This window comes from Ruegeria sp. AP7, from assembly GCF_056539905.1.
In genome coordinates this window covers 254,180-269,896 of the sequence record NZ_JBQFVT010000001.1, presented here as the reverse complement: position 1 = coordinate 269,896, position 15,717 = coordinate 254,180, and the positions used below count along the sequence as shown (strand labels likewise).

Below are 15,717 nucleotides of genomic sequence, written 5' to 3'. Positions count from 1 at the left end.
CGCGGATCAGTTACCGTCCTTCAGACCCATCAGCGCTGCTGCGAACGGGTTGTCGGGATCGATGGCCTTTTCCTTCTTGGGCGGCCGAGACGAGAAGGACTTGGCACCCTGAGGTTTGCCACTTTTCTTACCATGCGGCTTGCCCTGAGGTTTACCGCGCGGCTTGCCCTTGCCTTGCCCCTGCTCGCGGCGCGGGCCCCGGTTTTGCTGACGTTGGCGGCCCCATGTGAAGGTGTAGAACACTTCGACCTCGGGCTCATCCGACGCTGGTTCCGCGGCTTGATCAGCAGCGGGAGCCTCGGCTGCCGCCTCGGTGCTTTCGGTGGCCTCGGCTGGCGCCTCGGCGGTTGCGCTTACCTCGTCCGCTTCGGCCTTGGGCGCCGGAGATTCTTCGCCCGCGGGCTGTTCCGCCATTTCGACTTTGGGTAGGTCTGCCGGGGCCGGTTTGACCTTTTCACGCTCAGCACGTTCAGCCTTGTAGCCCAGCCCCTGCATCAAGTCGGCGAACTGATCCAACGTCATACCAGTGATCGACAGCATATCAGGCTTGGCTTCGAACCCACCCCGGCTGTCCTCGGACCGCAACATGTCGGCCAGACGTTCGAGCATGTCGATCCGGATCGAGCGTTCGCCCGCATCGCGATAACCGCACATGGTGTCATAACCCTGCGGTGCATCCTTCGCGACCGGCACGGTGACCAGACCCGGAGGCGGTGCTTCGGGGAATTCCTGCAAGCCGCTGGACAATGCCCACAGAACCAGACGCAGGCGCGTTGGTGCAGGTTTCAGCAGCAGTGGCATGAAGATGGTGAACTGACCAAATCGGATGCCGTGCTTGCGCAGCGCGCCGCGCGCGTCCTGATCCAGATCCTTGACCTCTTGCGCGACCTGCGCTCGGGGCAGCACGCCAAGCGCCTCAACCATGCGGAATGCAAAGCCTTTGGTAAGACCGGTCAGTTCTTCGTCGCGCGACAGATTCAGCAGCGGCTCAAACAGCGCCGCCACCTTGCGGTCAATGAAATGCTGCAGCCGGCGCTGCACTTTCTGTTCGACGTCCGGACCTGCGGCCTCATCGACAAAAACCTCGACCACTGGCTTGAGAGGTTCGGCTCCGGCAACCAGCTTGCCGACAGCATATTCGCCCCACATCAGTCCGCCCTGATCGGTGAAATCTATTTCGGTATCGGGCGCGTTGTAGAAGCGATCGGCACGCAGATGGAATTGCGGCGCGAGTGCTTGCAAAGAGGCCGATTTCAAAGCTTTCGCCTCGGTTCCTTGCGCGCTTTTGTCCGGCGAAAACCGGAACCCTTCCAGACGACCGACGAATTCGCCTTCGACGGTCACTTCACCCTTGTCATTTACTTCGGCCAAAAGGGCCTCCTTCTGTTTGAGCCGGCGCAGCAAAACAGATGTACGCCGGTCCACAAATCGTTGGGTCAGACGGTCATGCAGAGCGTCCGACAGCCTGTCTTCTACAGTGCGCGTCTCATCACGCCAATGGGATTCGTCACGCACCCAACTGTTTCGTTGCGCAACATATGTCCAAGTGCGAATATATGCCAACCTTTTGGACAGCGCATCAATATCTCCGTCCGTACGGTCTATGCGGCGGATTTGCCGCGCCATGAAATCGTCAGGGATGGATCCGCGCTCATGCAGGTGGCCATAGATCACCTCGAGCAGGCTGGCGTGTTCCGCATGGCTGATACCGCGAAAATCAGGAATTCGGCATACATCCCACAGCAAGCGTACCGATGGTCCATCGCTGGCACGGGCGACAACTTCGGTGACTTGGGACAAAGATTTCAGAACGTTCAGGTCGTCGGCGGGCCGCGCCTTGATCAGGTGCTCATTGTCGGGGCTGACCTCAAGCGAGTCGATCAATGCCTCGATCGAGCCAAACCGCAAAGCGGCATTCCGCCAGTTCAGCTTCTTCATCGGCGTGAACCGGCTGTCCATAATGGCTTGGGCCACGCCCTCCTCCAGCGGAGGGGCTTCACCAGTTACACCAAAAGTACCATCCGACATACCTCGCCCGGCCCGCCCTGCGATCTGGGCCAGTTCGTTGGGAGCCAAAGGCCGCATTCGGCGGCCATCAAACTTGGTCAGGGATGAAAACGCCACATGGTTCACATCCAAGTTCAACCCCATGCCGATGGCATCGGTGGCCACCAGATAATCAACCTCGCCGTTCTGGTAGAGGTCAACCTGCGCATTCCGCGTGCGAGGGCTGAGCGCCCCCATGACCACCGCCGCCCCGCCCTTCTGACGACGCAGCAATTCCGCGATGGCGTAGACATTGTCGACCGAGAACCCGACAATCGCGCTGCGCGAGGGCATTCGACTGATCTTTTTGCTTCCAGAATAGACCAGTTGAGACATCCGCTCGCGCCGGACAAACTGCGCCTCGGGAACAAGCGCGGCAATCGCACCCCGCATAGTGTCAGAGCCGAGGAACAACGTCTCATTCGTTCCACGCGAGCGCAGTAGACGGTCGGTAAAAACATGGCCGCGTTCAGGGTCGGCACAGAGCTGGATTTCGTCGATAGCAACGAAATCTGCGCCCATTCCTTCGGGCATCGCCTCGACCGTGCAGACCCAATATTGCGCCCGCGGCGGCACGATACGTTCCTCGCCCGTGACCAGCGCAACGACGGAGGGTCCGCGAATGGCGACGATCTTGTCATAAACCTCGCGTGCCAACAGACGCAGGGGCAAGCCGATCACACCTGTCCGGTACCCCAGCATACGTTCAATCGCGTAATGGGTTTTACCTGTGTTCGTTGGGCCAAGTACGGCCACGATTCGGGATGACCCGCTCACCTTCGCCCCCTGCGCCCTGAGACTTACAGCGCCTTGCCTTCAACCTGAGGCTTCAGCCGATTCACGGCATTGGTTACTTCTTCATGATGGGGATGTATAGCCAATGCGCGCGAATAGGCCTCGAACGCCTGCTCGGGCTTACCTACAATCTCGAAGATCAGCCCAAGGCCATAGATAGCCTCATAATTGTTTGGGTTAAGGGTCAAAGCGTGTTCAAGATCCGCAGCTGCCATACCAAACCGCTCTATGCCGAAAAAAGCCGATGCACGCACGTGCCAGCCTTCGGCGAATTCAGGTGCATGATCAGTGAGCGCTGTCAGATGGTCCAGAGCAGCCTCGACATCGCCATCATCCAACGCCTCTCGCCCGCGCTCAAGCAGCAAATCAGCCGAGGCCGAACCGGATTGTGACCACAGCGCCTGCAATTGCCGATCCAGACCAATGGCCTGCTCGGGCGTCGATTGCGCCAATTGCTGCAACAGCTCCGCCTCGTCGCGCGAATCCGCCTCTTGCGCAGTACAAGTGGTGGAAAACGTGACTATGACGGCAAGTGCCGCGACGGTACGTTTGAGATTGGTGATTGCAATACCCATAACAATGGTCAGTGTAGCGTTGCGACCGGGGATGTCCATTCACGGCGCATGAACAATATGAGGAAGACCATGAGCGATATTCTGGAAAAAGCCGCGGCGGCATTGAATGAGAAACTGTCGGGCGGCGATTTCGACGCGTCGGCCAAGTTTGCCATCGCCGATCTGGGATCTATCATCCTTGATGCAAGCGGTGCGCGCGTCAGCGACGACGAGGCTGATGTGACCCTCAGCGCCGATGCGGACACCTTTGAACAAATCCTCAGCGGCGACCTGAACCCAACCGGTGCATTCATGTCCGGCAAGCTGAGCGTTGACGGAGACATGGGAATCGCCATGAAACTCGCCTCGGTGCTGGCCTGATGGAGTTTTCGCCGGCCCCCTTATTCGAAGACGTGGCCGGCGGCCCTGCTGATGGAGTGGCCCATTGGCTGACCACCGAAGACGGCAAACGCATCCGCGTGGCACATTGGCTGCCCGACGGCGATGCGCGCGGTACGGTGATGCTGTTCCCCGGCCGCACGGAATATATTGAGAAATACGGCGACACGGCCCTTGAATTCGTGAGCCGGGGATTTGCCTGCCTTTCCGTTGACTGGCGCGGACAAGGTCTGGCGGATCGTTTGCTTGATGATCCGAGAATCGGCCATGTCGAACATTTCACCGATTACCAGCATGACGTACGCTCGACATTAGAGCTGGCCGAACAGTTGGAACTGCCCAAACCCTGGCACGTGGTCGGCCATTCCATGGGCGGAGCTATCGGGCTGCGCGCCGTACTGGAAGGAGCTGATTTTACGACCTGCGCCTTCACGGGACCGATGTGGGGTATTTTCTTTACACCGATCATGAAACCGCTCAGCCAGCTGACCGCCTATTGGGGGCCGCGCCTGGGGTTGGGAGAGAAAAAGCCGCCAACAACTTCGCTGGAGAGCTATGTGGTGTCGCAACCTTTCGAAGGAAACGTGCTGACGCGCGATCCAGCGATGTACCGAATGATGCAGGACCAGTTGGCCGCGCATCCCGAGCTGGCTTTGGGTGCCCCGTCCACCATCTGGCTGCGCGAGGCGCTGGATGAATGCACCTGGCTGAAGGAGCAGACTGCGCCCGACATCCCTGCCCTGACCTTCTTGGGCAGTCACGAACAGATTGTGGATCGCAAAGCGATCCGAGCCCGGATGGCCGACTGGCCTAGCGGTACTATGGTCGAGATTCCCAACGGCGAACACGAGGTTCTGATGGAGGCACCCGAGGTGCGCGGTCCGGTCTTTGATCAGCTGGCGGCACATTTCGCGGCCGCCGCGGCGAAATCAAAACCCGAACCCTGCCTATAGGGCGCGCGCCGAACTGGTTGCTTGTGATCCGGACACTCCGCGCCTAAATGTTTGCCAACGCTGTTTATTCGAGGTGATCCATGCGCGACCTTCCCTTTCCCATCCGAGATGCAAATGCAGGCGGCGGTGCCGATGATCTGGGCAATTTGCCGGAATGGGACCTGACGGACCTCTACGCCTCGGAAGATGCTTCTGAATTGGCCCGCGATCTGGACTGGCTGGAAGGCGAATGTGCGTCCTTTGCCGCAGATTATGAGGGCAAGCTGGCCGATCTGGACGCTGCTGGCTTGCTGACTTGCGTGCTGCGCAACGAAAAGATCAACGTCATCGCCGGGCGGATCATGTCCTTTGCCGGATTGCGCTATTACCAACTGACCACCGATGCGGATCGCGCCAAGTTCCTGTCGGACATGCAGGAGAAGATCACCGTATTCACCACTCCGCTGGTATTTTTCACGTTGGAACTGAACCGCATCGACGACGACGTGCTGGCCGCGCATTTCGCCGCCAATGCCGATCTGGCACGATACGAGCCCGTGTTCCGTCGCATCCGTGCGATGAAGCCCTATCAACTGTCTGACGAGTTGGAAAAATTCCTGCACGACCTCGGAGTTGTTGGCGACGCGTGGGAACGTCTGTTCGACGAAACCATCGCGGGCCTGACATTCACCGTCGATGGAGAAGAGCTGAATATCGAAGGCACGCTGAACCTGCTGACCGAGCAGGATCGCACCAAGCGTGAGGCCGCTGCGCGTGAGTTGGCCACCGTTTTCCAAACCAATATCAAAACGTTCGCCCGCGTTCATAACACGCAGACCAAAGAAAAAGAGATCGTTGATCGCTGGCGTAACATGCCAACCGCCCAGACCGGTCGTCACCTGTCGAACGATGTAGAACCCGAAGTGGTCGAAGCCCTGCGCGAAGCCGTCGTGGCCGCCTACCCCAAGCTGAGCCATCGCTACTACGAACTGAAACGCAAGTGGCTGGGTCTGGACGTGATGCAAGTGTGGGATCGTAACGCGCCGCTGCCGATGGAAGACACCCGGATCGTTGACTGGGCCGAGGCCGAAAAGACGGTGATGGATGCCTATAACGCCTTTGATCCTCGGATGGGTGAGATCGCAGCCCCCTTCTTCTCGAAGGGTTGGATCGACGCGGCGGTGAAGCCCGGCAAAGCGCCCGGCGCTTTTGCGCATCCCACCGTGACCGAGGTTCATCCCTACGTGATGCTCAACTATCTGGGCAAACCGCGCGATGTGATGACCTTGGCGCATGAATTGGGCCACGGCGTACATCAGGTATTGGCCGCCGATCAGGGTGAGATGCTGTCTTCGACTCCACTGACCTTGGCCGAAACCGCCTCGGTCTTTGGTGAAATGCTCACTTTCCGCAAGATGCTGGATCAAGCCGAGACCCCAGAACAGCGCAAAGTGCTGCTGGCCGGTAAAGTCGAAGACATGATCAACACGGTCGTCCGTCAGATCGCCTTCTACGACTTCGAATGCAAGCTGCACGACGCCCGCCGCGAAGGTGAACTGACCCCGGACGACATCAACGCTCTTTGGATGAGCGTTCAGGCCGAAAGCCTTGGCCCCGCATTCGAATTCATGGACGGGTACGAGACCTTCTGGGCCTATATCCCGCACTTCGTCCACTCGCCATTCTATGTCTACGCCTATGCCTTCGGCGACGGCCTCGTGAACGCGCTCTATTCGGTCTACGAAAGCGGTGCGGACGGGTTCGAAGACAAATATTTCGAAATGCTGCGTGCCGGTGGCTCGAAGCACCATAAAGAGCTTCTTGCCCCGTTCGGACTGGACGCCAGCGATCCCGAGTTCTGGGACAAAGGCCTGTCGATGATCTCAAGCTTTATTGACGAACTGGAAGCGATGGAAAGCTAAATCTAAGGGGCAGCTTGCAAGGGCTGCCTCATTTCTCTTTGGTTGATTTCATCGTCGTCACGAAAATGGCCGTCACGATCAAAAACGCGCCGACAATCGCAAGCGGTGTGATCGTTGCGCCCAGAAACAGCGCCGAATTGACAAAGGTAAACACAACCGACGCGGCGAATAGCAGCGTCGCCGTCAATGTCGACACGCGCGCGGCGGCTTCGTACCAAAGATAATAGGCAAGCGCGGTGGGCAAAACGCCCAAAAGGATCAAGAAGATCACATCATTTGCGGTTGGCATCTGGAACGAGAAAGCCGCCAGTGGCATCAACAAGACGCCCGAACACAAAAAGATGCCAAACAGGAAGTTCAACCTTTCGGCGGTAGTTTCCGAGGTCTGCATCGCGCGGCTGCTGGAAATCAGGAACACCGCCCAGCTGAACCCCGCCCCGATTTCCATCAGATCGCCCAACAGGGGCTCTCCCCCGCCCTGAAAATCCCGGTAGACGGTCAGAAACACACCGAGGATCGCCAGCAGCGTCGCCAATACATCAGCGCGGCCAACGGCGGTATCCGCGAAGAAATACAGGAAAATCAACACGAAGAACGGCGCGGTATTCTCAAGCACCATCGCATTAGCAGCACCTGTATGTTCCAAGCCTATGTGGAACAGAATATAGTTCACCAACGTCGACAACACCGCCAGCCGGAAGTTCCAATCCCTGTACCGGACCGAGACCCGTGCGCCCATAAACCGCAACATGCAGAAGATCGCAAATGCGGCTATGAACAAGCGCGATACGGCAATCTGTAACCCGCCGAGATCACTGGTCAGGTACCGCACGATAACGCTGTGCGTGCCCCATAGAAACGCGGCGAGGAACCCAAGAACCAACCCGTTTTGCAGCAATGATCTCTGCGGCTGATCCTTCACCGGGTGCTCCTCGCGTTATTTCAGCTGACTGTCTTTCGAACCCCGCCGATTGATCCCGCCGCGGGTCTTGAAGCTGCTGTCACGCTCTTGCTGGCAGTCCAGGCACAGCTTTACGCCGGGCAAAGCAAGGCGGCGTTTTTCGGGGATCGGTTCTTCGCATTCGGCGCAATGGGTCAGGCTTTCGCCCACAGGTCGCTTTTGCGCCTGCATCCGCGCCAGCTCATCCGAAATCGACGCTTCGATCTGTTCACTCACTGCGCCATCGCGCGCCCAACCGCCCGCCATTTGACCCTCCTGATCCGGTCGGGACAGGATACGCGAGACACCAAGGGCGTGGCAAGCTAGAGCGATACAGCTGTATCAAAGACCTGATCGATAACCTCTTGCGTGCCCCGCACGAATTCCAACGGACAGGGGTAGTCAGCCCGATCGCGGACTGAGCGGCAGAATGCCTCGACCTGCAGCTTATAGTGATCGTCCCCTGGAAAGCGCGTCACCTGTACCTCAAGCCCAGGGCGGTGCAACTCGACCCTTGCTTCACCAAATACACGCGCATTGAAAGGCGCGGTCAGACGGATCAAACCACCTTCGCCGTGAAACACCATCTCCTGATGCGGATGCATTCGGGTCGAGACGTAGGCGGAGTAGGTAAAGTCAGGAAACTGCGCGCGAATTTCGGTGAAGACGTCCACGTCATTCTCCCAGCGGATCGCACCGCTGACCGAGGTCGGCTCTTGACCCGTCGCATAGCGTGCGCTGCCGATCACATACACCCCGATATCGCGCAGCCCACCCCCGCCAGTTTCTGCGCGGTTGCGAATGTTGGCAGTATCCGCCCGGTTGTCATAGCTGAACGCGCCGCTGACATGGACCAGCTTCCCGATTGCTCCATCGGCGATCATATTGCGGGCCAATTGCCACTGCGGATGATGTACGATCATGTAAGCTTCGGCGGCCAGCAATCCGGTCTGATCCCGCTTGGCAATCAGAGTTTCAAACTCATCTGCCCGCATGGTCATCGGCTTTTCGCACAAAACATGCTTGCCCGCATCCAGCGCCCTCAGGCTCCATTCGACATGCAGATGATTAGGTAATGGAATGTAGACAGCTTCGATCACCGGATCAGCCAGCAGCGCGTCATAGCTATGGAAAACGCTGGTATCGGGGCAAAACTGTTGAAATGGCGCTGCTTTGGTCGGATCGGACGTGGCCAGCCCAGCAAGGCGAGCACCATCGGCGGCGTGGATAGCTGGCCCCATGTGCTGAAGCGCAAATTTCGATGCCCCTAATATGCCCCATTGAACCGGCTTTTGCATGATCACCACCTCCCCGCGATGTTAGCGCCACCAATCATTAGCAGCGAAGGGCAGGACTGTCATACCCCTTGGGCAAGAAAAAACCGGCCTGACGTGGATCAGACCGGTTGGCGCTTCGAATGCGAGCGGCTCAGCTTGAACTCAACATGCCCTTCTCGCGCGCAAGCTCTCGCATCTTCTTCTGCAACTTCTCAAACGCGCGCACTTCGATCTGACGAATGCGTTCACGGCTTACATTGTATTGCGTGCTCAATTCCTCAAGCGTGACAGCCTGATCCATCAGCCGGCGCTGGGTCAAAATATCTTTTTCACGATCATTCAAGACGTCCAACGCAGCGGCAAGCAGCTCGCGCCGGGCTTCCAGTTCATCGCGCGCCTCATAGTCGCCAGCCTGATCAGCATCTTCATCCTCTAGCCAATCCTGCCATTGCATTGTGCCTTCGCCTTCGGACCCGACGGTCGCGTTCAGCGAGGCATCACCACCGGACATCCGGCGGTTCATGCTGATCACTTCATCTTCTGTAACACCGAGGTCTTCAGCGATCTTGGCCACGTTTTCAGGGCGCAGATCGCCTTCTTCCAATGCGCCAATACGCGCCTTCGCCTTGCGCAGATTGAAGAACAATTTCTTCTGTGCCGAAGTTGTGCCCAGCTTCACCATCGACCAGGATCGCAGAACATATTCCTGGATCGAAGCGCGGATCCACCACATGGCATAGGTCGCCAAGCGGAATCCCTTTTCAGGGTCGAATTTCTTGACCGCCTGCATCAGGCCCACATTGGCCTCGGAAATCACCTCGGCCTGCGGCAAACCATAGCCGCGATATCCCATCGCGATCTTGGCCGCCAAACGCAGGTGTGACGTGACCATCTTATGTGCGGCCTCGGTATCCTGTTCCTCGACCCACCGCTTGGCCAGCATGTACTCTTCCTCTGGCTCCAGCAGAGGAAACTTACGAATCTCCTGCATATAGCGGTTCAGTCCACCTTCAGGTGTCGGTGCTGGAAGATTTGAATAATTTGCCATTTATTTCTGCCCCTTGGACAAATGTTTAAGCCCTTAACATGGGATATGGGTACCAGACGCGGTACATTCAAGAGGATCTGATACAAGTCTGGAATTAACCCTATGTAAAGGAAAGCTGAAATCGCGATTTTCACAAGCCTTTGCAGATTATTTCAGTGGCTTTCTCAGGTTTTCCAGCAGCGTTGAAATATCCTGTGGCAACGGCGCCTCAAATCGCAGCATTTCTCCGGAAACTGGATGTTTGAACCCAAGCACCGCTGCGTGCAGCGCTTGACGTGGGAATGCACGCACAGCTTCAATCGCCTCAGGTGCGAACGCACGCGCTGCCAGTTTGCGTTTGCCACCATAAACCGGGTCTCCGACAAGGCCATGGCCAGCGTGTGCCATATGGACACGGATTTGATGTGTCCGGCCCGTCTCGAGCCAGCATTCGACTAACGATAGGCCACAGGGCGACCCGAATACCTCGACAATCCGCGCTCGTGTCACCGCATGCCGACCACCGTGAAACAGCACGGCCTGCTTTTGCCGATCCGTTTTGTGTCGCGCCAACTGAGTCGTCAGACGCATAATATTGCCGGGCTCAAAGCTAACGCCCTTTATCCCACGCAATCGGGGATCGTTGGCGTCGGGCACGCCATAACAAATGGCGCGGTAGTAGCGCTCGACGCTATGCGCCTCGAACTGGGCCGCCAGCCCATGATGCGCCACATCCGATTTGGCCACGACCAACAGGCCACTGGTTTCCTTGTCGATCCGATGTACGATTCCTGGGCGTTTGACACCGCCGACTCCTGAAAGATCTTCGCCGCAATGATGAAGCAGCGCATTGACCAGCGTGCCGTTCGGAGAGCCCGGTGCCGGATGCACCACCATACCAGCGGCCTTGTTGATCACGATCAGATCGTCATCCTCATAGACAACTTCCAGAGGGATATCCTCTGGGCCGATATGGCTGTCTTCGGCCTCAGCCACTGTAATCCCGATCTGTGCATCTTCGGAAATTTTTGCCTTGGGGTCTTTTATGACCGCTCCATCGACGGTGACTGCCCCCTCGCTGATCAATCGTGTCAGTCGGGTACGCGACAGGTTCTCTTCCGCTGGCACATCCCGCGCAAGCGCCTTATCAAGGCGGGGCGGCGGAGCGGCCGCGATTTGAAACTCTATCAGGCGGGTGCCCATGACTGTCCCTTCCGAACCTCAGGAACCGCAGGAAACACCGCAGCTTAGACTGCTACGGCGCATGGTCATGCTGTTGACCGCGGTTATGATTGGCGGGGTTCTAGTGACATTCGCCCTGATTGTCATCCGCCTATCCGACCGCACACCCAAGCTGCCCGATCAGATCGAGTTACCTGGCGGAGCAAAGGCCCAAGCATTGACCATCGGCAGCAACTGGTATGCGGTCGTGACCGAAGACAACCGTATTTTGATCTTTGACAAGACAACCGGAAAACTGCGGCAAGAGATTGCACTGGATTAGGGCCGCGTCTACCCCGAAAGCCTGTTCAACTGATTGGTAAACCGCTTGTAGGGCGGATAAAGATCGCGCGCTTTCTCAAGATACGGCCGCGCCTTTTTCTTGTTTCCTCGTCGCATGTGGATCTGCCCCGCCATACCCTGAATAGCGACACTGACTTCATCCTGATCAGCGGCTTGCAAGATCAGCTTCTCGCCCTGCCCGATCTGGCCCGTCCGCTCCAACAAGAGGCCCATTGCGTACAGAAGAAATGGGCTTTCGGGGTCGCAGGCCAGCGCCTCGGCCATTGTTTTTTGGGCGGCGTCGGTATCGCCCTCCGCTTCATAAAGCTCGGCCAGTCGTTTCTGATAAAGTGTATTTTCCGGCACTTCGGCTACTATCCGACGTGTTCTGTCGATGGCCTGGGCGCCGGAAACCTCGCCCAGATGCTTTTGCAGTACCACCTGCGCGCTCTGCAATCGCGGGTCGTCTGCTGGCACGTCAGGCAGATCGTCCAAGGCTGAACTCAATGCTTCCAGCCTCTTACGCTGATCAAACAGACGTCTTGCGCGTTGATCCAGCGCTAGATCCGCCCAATCCAGCAGAACGAAATCAAAGTTGCACGGCCGCCATGATACCACCTTGTGCTGAACCAGATACAGGTTGTTGAACGGTGGAAAACGGCGCTGACGCACCGTGCGCTGTAACGACCAGTCAACCGGCGGCAGCAGTCGATGTGCCAGATGTGACCGGTACAACATTCTGGAACCCAGCACTACAACATCCGGCCGTAATGGCTTGGCCCAGAACGCTTTTGCGAAATGCCGTGTCGCCGCCCAGCGTTTGCCCTGCACACCCAGAATGGCGCCACGCAAAGCGCACATGACGGCATAATCTTCGGGCCAGAGATGCGGATTCTCCAACCCCTCACGGGCAAGCGTCTCGCTTTCCTGCCACTTGGACAGGTAAAAACAATTCAGTGATTGCAGCAACGGCATAAAGGCATTGTCAGCCCCGGTGTCCAGGATGGGTTTCGCACTTTCATACGCCTCTTCACAGCGATCCTGAGCCGATAGATATTGCGCCGCTTTTGCATAGATATGCGCAGCCTCCGAAGGGTTCAGAAACTCTGCTGGTCCTTGCGCGACCCGCTCGATTACGCGCTCATTCGCCCCTTGCAATTCCTCCTCAGTCAATACATCGCGAAACACCTTGCGCTGCTGTCCCGATATCCGCGCCGCTGCCATCGAAAAGGCCGAAATATATGGTGCAATCACCTGATCCGCCCGCGACATTGCGTAGAGTTCCAGAAAGTCTCGTTGCGCTCGTGTCAGACCCGACAGATCGGCAATGTCCGACATTTGCATAAGCTGCGGAAACCGCTGCTTAAACCGTACGATCAACTCGGGCTGATCTGAGAACATGATCGCCGTCTGGCCCTTGGATTTTTCCAGATGGACCTCATAAAACTCTTCGGGCTCGATCTTGGCGGGCCAGGTTGAGTGTTTCCACGGCAAACCATTCAAGATATCGCCACGACGGATGTGATAAGCCGAAACCCCCTGCCCTGAAAGTTTCTCATCGGCCCGATCCATGATCTGACGAACCTTATCGACGAATCCAAGACCGCGGATGAAATCGCGATAGCGGGGGCGGATGGCTTCGATATCCTCCCAAGGGAACGCCAGCACCTCGAACCCTTCTTCGACCAGTACCGATCGGCCCGAGGCTAAATGGTCCATCAATCGCTCTGGCGATGGGTCGTTCTGGAAAGCCCAAATCGGCAGAGCGGTCTCATTCAGTGCGTCGAGCTCTGGCTGATTAAGAAAATGCACATCCATCCAATCAGTAGTGAACAACTCCTCGGGCTGATCCAGTTCCGGTGCGTCCGCGCCCTGTGGGAACCAGTTCACGCGGTAGTCGGTCTCAAAATCTTTAGCCAGACGGATGCAGGTCAGGATCATCAACAGGCGCGCACCCATACGATCCTTGCGCTGCCCAATGAAAACGCCTCGCTTCTGGGTCATGGCAAAATTTGGGCAGCCGCCCTCATGTCGATTTTGCCAATTTCTTGAAACATTAGGACATTCCCAAACTGTGTTTGCCTAACGTCTTACACAACCGCAGCGGCTGCGGCGAGATGCGAAATCTGTGGTGTCATGAGTTTCGCCAAAAATGGCTTTCAACCTGCAACAACCGGTCGAGCCTGTGACATATCCGGGGAAATTCGAATGGCCTGCGTGAGCGTGCTCAGATCAGAGATGGCTCTTTGCGCGATGATATCTCCGGGAATGCGCGTTGCCGCTGCCAAGGCATCGGGCAGTGATATGCCAACTTTTGTCGTCAACACACGCAAGGCAGTGGTCAGATCAAGGTCAGCCCCAGCCAGTGTTCCGTCCTGCAAGGTTAGCTTGCAGTTTTCTCGTTGGATGATACGCCCTTCCAACTTGAACTCGGTCAAGTCTGTCCCGGCGACGGCCATCGCATCACTGACCAGAAACAGGCGGCCCGGCCCCTGCTTGGCGGCGAAGGCCGCGCGCATTGTCTCTGGGTGAACATGAATCGCGTCTGCGATCAGACCTGCGGATATTGCGCCTTGGGAAAGGACAGCGCCAACGAGGCCGGGCTCGCGGTTGCCCAATTGGCTCATGGCGTTGAACAGATGCGTCGCACAACGTGCGCCTGCCTTAACGTACGCCACACAGGTTTCAAACGCAGCATCACTGTGCCCCATTGAGACGATGACTCCCGCTTTGGTAAGCGTTTCGACCTGAGCCGTCGTGACACTTTCGGGTGCAATCGTGACCATAAGCGCAGGCAGCACCTTTGCCGCATCTAACAGTTGCTGAAGATCGGCACCTTCCATGGGCCTGATCAGTGCAGCGTCATGCGCGCCTTTGCGACGCACGGACAGGTGCGGGCCCTCAAGGTGCAGCCCTGCAATCCCGTGCACCCCCTGTTTGATGGCCTGCGTTGCGGCCGCAATCGCGGCTCTGGTCTTTTCAGGTGTATCCGTAATCAACGTCGGCAAGATCGATGTCGCCCCAAGTTGGCGATGTGCCCCTGCGATACGCCGCAGTGTTTCGACTGACGGATCATCATTGAACATCACACCTCCGCCGCCATTGACCTGCAAATCTACGTAACCAGGGCTGAGAATGTCACCCGACAGGTTCTCGATAACTTCACCCGCAGACAGCTGAGATTCGGGCAAGAAGCAATCCAACCTCCCGTCGACGAAGCGGGCCGCATGCCCTTCTACCAGCATTTCGCCGTCGAAAATCGGCCCTCCGGCGAAGGTGATCGTCGCAGCCGTCATACCGTTTCCGTCACTTTCCGCAGGTGGCGTGGTGCATCAGGGTTGATACCGCGCCGCGTGGCTACTGCCTCGACCATACCGTAGAAAGACGCAATCGAGGCAACCGGGTCCGTCATCCAGTGCGATGTGCGCACATGCGGCAGCGACGCAGCATCAGCCACCATGTTGGTTGTCGCAAAGACCTTTGCCCCTTTGCCCGCAAGCGCATCTGCAACCTCGGCAATATTGGCCTCGGCCGCATCACCTGAGGCGAAGGCAATCACTGGAAACCCCTGATCGACAATCGAAACCGGACCATGCAATACCTCGGCCGAGGAATAGCTTTCCGCGTGAATCTGGCAGGTTTCCTTGAATTTAAGAGCCGCCTCATTCGAAATTGCCCAGGACATGCCACGCCCAAGCGTGAACAGTGATTGGCCATCAACGGCGTCTACGACAGCCCCCCAATCGCATGTGATCGCGCGTGACAAAACATCCGGCAGTTTGTGGATCGACGACAGCAATTCATCATCGCCCTTGACCTCGGCCAACAACCAAAGCCCGGCAACCAGAGAGGTGACGAAAGTTTTGGTGGCAGCCACACTCAGTTCAGCGCCTGCGTGGATCGACAGAGCCGAAGACGCAACCTTGGCCAGGGCCGATCCTGTATCATTGGTAATTGCAACCGAGTATGATCCGCCTTCAGTCAGGGATTTTGTCAATTGAACGATATCCGGGCTTTGGCCCGATTGTGACACCGAGATACACAGTGCGCCGGGGCAGCGCATGTCTACCCCGTAAATCGATTTGACGCTCGGCCCGACCGACGCCATGGGCAGGCCCAACAGCAGTTCAGACGCGTATTTCAGATAGCTGCAGGCATGATCCGACGATCCGCGTGCGACTGAGATCAGGAAATTAGGATCATGCTCGCGGATCGCGCCAGCAGTCGCGGAGATCGCCCTGGCACCTTCGGTTAAAAGTCGATCAACGGCGAAGGGTATCTCGTTGATTTCCCGTCGCATTTGAGTTTTTTCGGTGGACATA

General features: G+C 57.5%; 14 protein-coding genes. 4 read left to right on the top strand and 10 right to left on the bottom strand.

The genetic code is table 11. The annotated features are described in order from the left end of the window. Positions 1-6 precede the first annotated feature (6 nt). Both ACR0KN_RS01330 and ACR0KN_RS01325 read right to left on the bottom strand, forming a co-directional pair. The gene (locus ACR0KN_RS01330; RefSeq protein ID WP_480650817.1) at positions 7-2,823 is read right to left on the bottom strand and encodes a helicase-related protein; all 2,817 of its coding nucleotides are present in this window, start codon (positions 2,821-2,823) and stop codon (positions 7-9) included. Between the two features lie 23 nt (positions 2,824-2,846). Continuing rightward, on the bottom strand, positions 2,847-3,455 hold the full coding sequence (locus ACR0KN_RS01325; protein WP_170770464.1) for a tetratricopeptide repeat protein: 609 nt from the start codon (positions 3,453-3,455) through the stop codon (positions 2,847-2,849). Positions 3,456-3,485: 30 nt separating this feature from the next. Between ACR0KN_RS01325 and ACR0KN_RS01320 the strand changes: the two genes are divergently transcribed. The 3 genes from ACR0KN_RS01320 (at position 3,486) to ACR0KN_RS01310 (ending at position 6,648) form a co-directional block, all read left to right on the top strand. Beyond that, positions 3,486-3,776: an SCP2 sterol-binding domain-containing protein gene (locus tag ACR0KN_RS01320; RefSeq protein ID WP_010439389.1), complete on the top strand. Its 291-nt coding sequence runs from the start codon at positions 3,486-3,488 to the stop codon at positions 3,774-3,776. Beyond that, positions 3,776-4,747 carry an alpha/beta fold hydrolase gene (locus ACR0KN_RS01315; protein ID WP_480650815.1) on the top strand — a complete coding sequence of 324 codons (972 nt, stop codon included), beginning with the start codon at positions 3,776-3,778 and terminating at the stop codon, positions 4,745-4,747. The genes ACR0KN_RS01320 and ACR0KN_RS01315 overlap by 1 nt, the downstream gene beginning before the upstream one ends. 80 nt (positions 4,748-4,827) lie before the next feature. Next, complete coding sequence (locus tag ACR0KN_RS01310; protein WP_480650813.1) at positions 4,828-6,648, top strand: M3 family oligoendopeptidase; 1,821 nt, start codon at positions 4,828-4,830, stop codon at positions 6,646-6,648. Between the two features lie 28 nt (positions 6,649-6,676). On the opposite strand, the gene ACR0KN_RS01305 is transcribed toward ACR0KN_RS01310, so the two are convergent. The 5 genes from ACR0KN_RS01305 to ACR0KN_RS01285 form a co-directional block, all read right to left on the bottom strand. After that, the gene (locus ACR0KN_RS01305) at positions 6,677-7,570 is read right to left on the bottom strand and encodes a DMT family transporter (protein ID WP_480650811.1); all 894 of its coding nucleotides are present in this window, start codon (positions 7,568-7,570) and stop codon (positions 6,677-6,679) included. 15 nt (positions 7,571-7,585) lie between these two features. After that, entirely contained in the window at positions 7,586-7,855 is a 270-nt protein-coding gene (locus tag ACR0KN_RS01300) for a DksA/TraR family C4-type zinc finger protein (RefSeq protein ID WP_010439380.1), read from the bottom strand. 56 nt (positions 7,856-7,911) lie between these two features. Beyond that, positions 7,912-8,886 (bottom strand): Gfo/Idh/MocA family protein, encoded by a 975-nt coding sequence (locus ACR0KN_RS01295; protein WP_480650809.1) that lies wholly within the window; start codon positions 8,884-8,886, stop codon positions 7,912-7,914. Positions 8,887-9,016: 130 nt separating this feature from the next. Beyond that, positions 9,017-9,913, bottom strand: coding sequence for an RNA polymerase sigma factor RpoH (rpoH, locus tag ACR0KN_RS01290; protein ID WP_170469420.1), 897 nt, complete (start codon positions 9,911-9,913; stop codon positions 9,017-9,019). Positions 9,914-10,060: 147 nt separating this feature from the next. Further along, entirely contained in the window at positions 10,061-11,095 is a 1,035-nt protein-coding gene (locus ACR0KN_RS01285) for an RluA family pseudouridine synthase (RefSeq protein WP_480650806.1), read from the bottom strand. On the opposite strand from ACR0KN_RS01285, the gene ACR0KN_RS01280 reads away from it, so the two are divergent. Beyond that, on the top strand, positions 11,094-11,396 hold the full coding sequence (locus ACR0KN_RS01280) for a DUF6476 family protein (RefSeq protein WP_480454669.1): 303 nt from the start codon (positions 11,094-11,096) through the stop codon (positions 11,394-11,396). The two genes, ACR0KN_RS01285 and ACR0KN_RS01280, sit on opposite strands and share 2 nt — an antisense overlap. 8 nt (positions 11,397-11,404) lie before the next feature. Here ACR0KN_RS01280 and ACR0KN_RS01275 read toward each other — a convergent pair whose 3' ends face one another. The 3 genes from ACR0KN_RS01275 to ACR0KN_RS01265 form a co-directional block, all read right to left on the bottom strand. Next, the gene (locus ACR0KN_RS01275) at positions 11,405-13,399 is read right to left on the bottom strand and encodes a hypothetical protein (protein ID WP_480650804.1); all 1,995 of its coding nucleotides are present in this window, start codon (positions 13,397-13,399) and stop codon (positions 11,405-11,407) included. Between the two features lie 155 nt (positions 13,400-13,554). Then, positions 13,555-14,691 carry an N-acetylglucosamine-6-phosphate deacetylase gene (nagA, locus tag ACR0KN_RS01270; protein WP_480650802.1) on the bottom strand — a complete coding sequence of 379 codons (1,137 nt, stop codon included), beginning with the start codon at positions 14,689-14,691 and terminating at the stop codon, positions 13,555-13,557. Beyond that, positions 14,688-15,716 carry an SIS domain-containing protein gene (locus tag ACR0KN_RS01265; protein ID WP_480650800.1) on the bottom strand — a complete coding sequence of 343 codons (1,029 nt, stop codon included), beginning with the start codon at positions 15,714-15,716 and terminating at the stop codon, positions 14,688-14,690. Before ACR0KN_RS01265 ends, nagA begins: the two co-directional genes overlap by 4 nt. Between the last annotated feature and the right edge of the window lies 1 nt (position 15,717).

Excerpts from the sequence above, each read along its gene's own strand:
- ACR0KN_RS01325 (WP_170770464.1), bottom strand. The coding sequence starts at position 3,455 with ATGGACATCCCCGGTCGCAACGCTACACTGACCATTGTTATGGGTATT.
- ACR0KN_RS01320 (WP_010439389.1), top strand. The coding sequence starts at position 3,486 with ATGAGCGATATTCTGGAAAAAGCCGCGGCGGCATTGAATGAGAAACTG.
- ACR0KN_RS01315 (WP_480650815.1), top strand. The coding sequence starts at position 3,776 with ATGGAGTTTTCGCCGGCCCCCTTATTCGAAGACGTGGCCGGCGGCCCT.
- ACR0KN_RS01310 (WP_480650813.1), top strand. The coding sequence starts at position 4,828 with ATGCGCGACCTTCCCTTTCCCATCCGAGATGCAAATGCAGGCGGCGGT.
- ACR0KN_RS01300 (WP_010439380.1), bottom strand. The coding sequence starts at position 7,855 with ATGGCGGGCGGTTGGGCGCGCGATGGCGCAGTGAGTGAACAGATCGAA.
- ACR0KN_RS01295 (WP_480650809.1), bottom strand. The coding sequence starts at position 8,886 with ATGCAAAAGCCGGTTCAATGGGGCATATTAGGGGCATCGAAATTTGCG.
- rpoH (WP_170469420.1), bottom strand. The coding sequence starts at position 9,913 with ATGGCAAATTATTCAAATCTTCCAGCACCGACACCTGAAGGTGGACTG.
- ACR0KN_RS01280 (WP_480454669.1), top strand. The coding sequence starts at position 11,094 with ATGACTGTCCCTTCCGAACCTCAGGAACCGCAGGAAACACCGCAGCTT.
- ACR0KN_RS01285 (WP_480650806.1), bottom strand. The coding sequence starts at position 11,095 with ATGGGCACCCGCCTGATAGAGTTTCAAATCGCGGCCGCTCCGCCGCCC.
- ACR0KN_RS01275 (WP_480650804.1), bottom strand. The coding sequence starts at position 13,399 with ATGACCCAGAAGCGAGGCGTTTTCATTGGGCAGCGCAAGGATCGTATG.
- nagA (WP_480650802.1), bottom strand. The coding sequence starts at position 14,691 with ATGACGGCTGCGACGATCACCTTCGCCGGAGGGCCGATTTTCGACGGC.
- ACR0KN_RS01265 (WP_480650800.1), bottom strand. The coding sequence starts at position 15,716 with ATGTCCACCGAAAAAACTCAAATGCGACGGGAAATCAACGAGATACCC.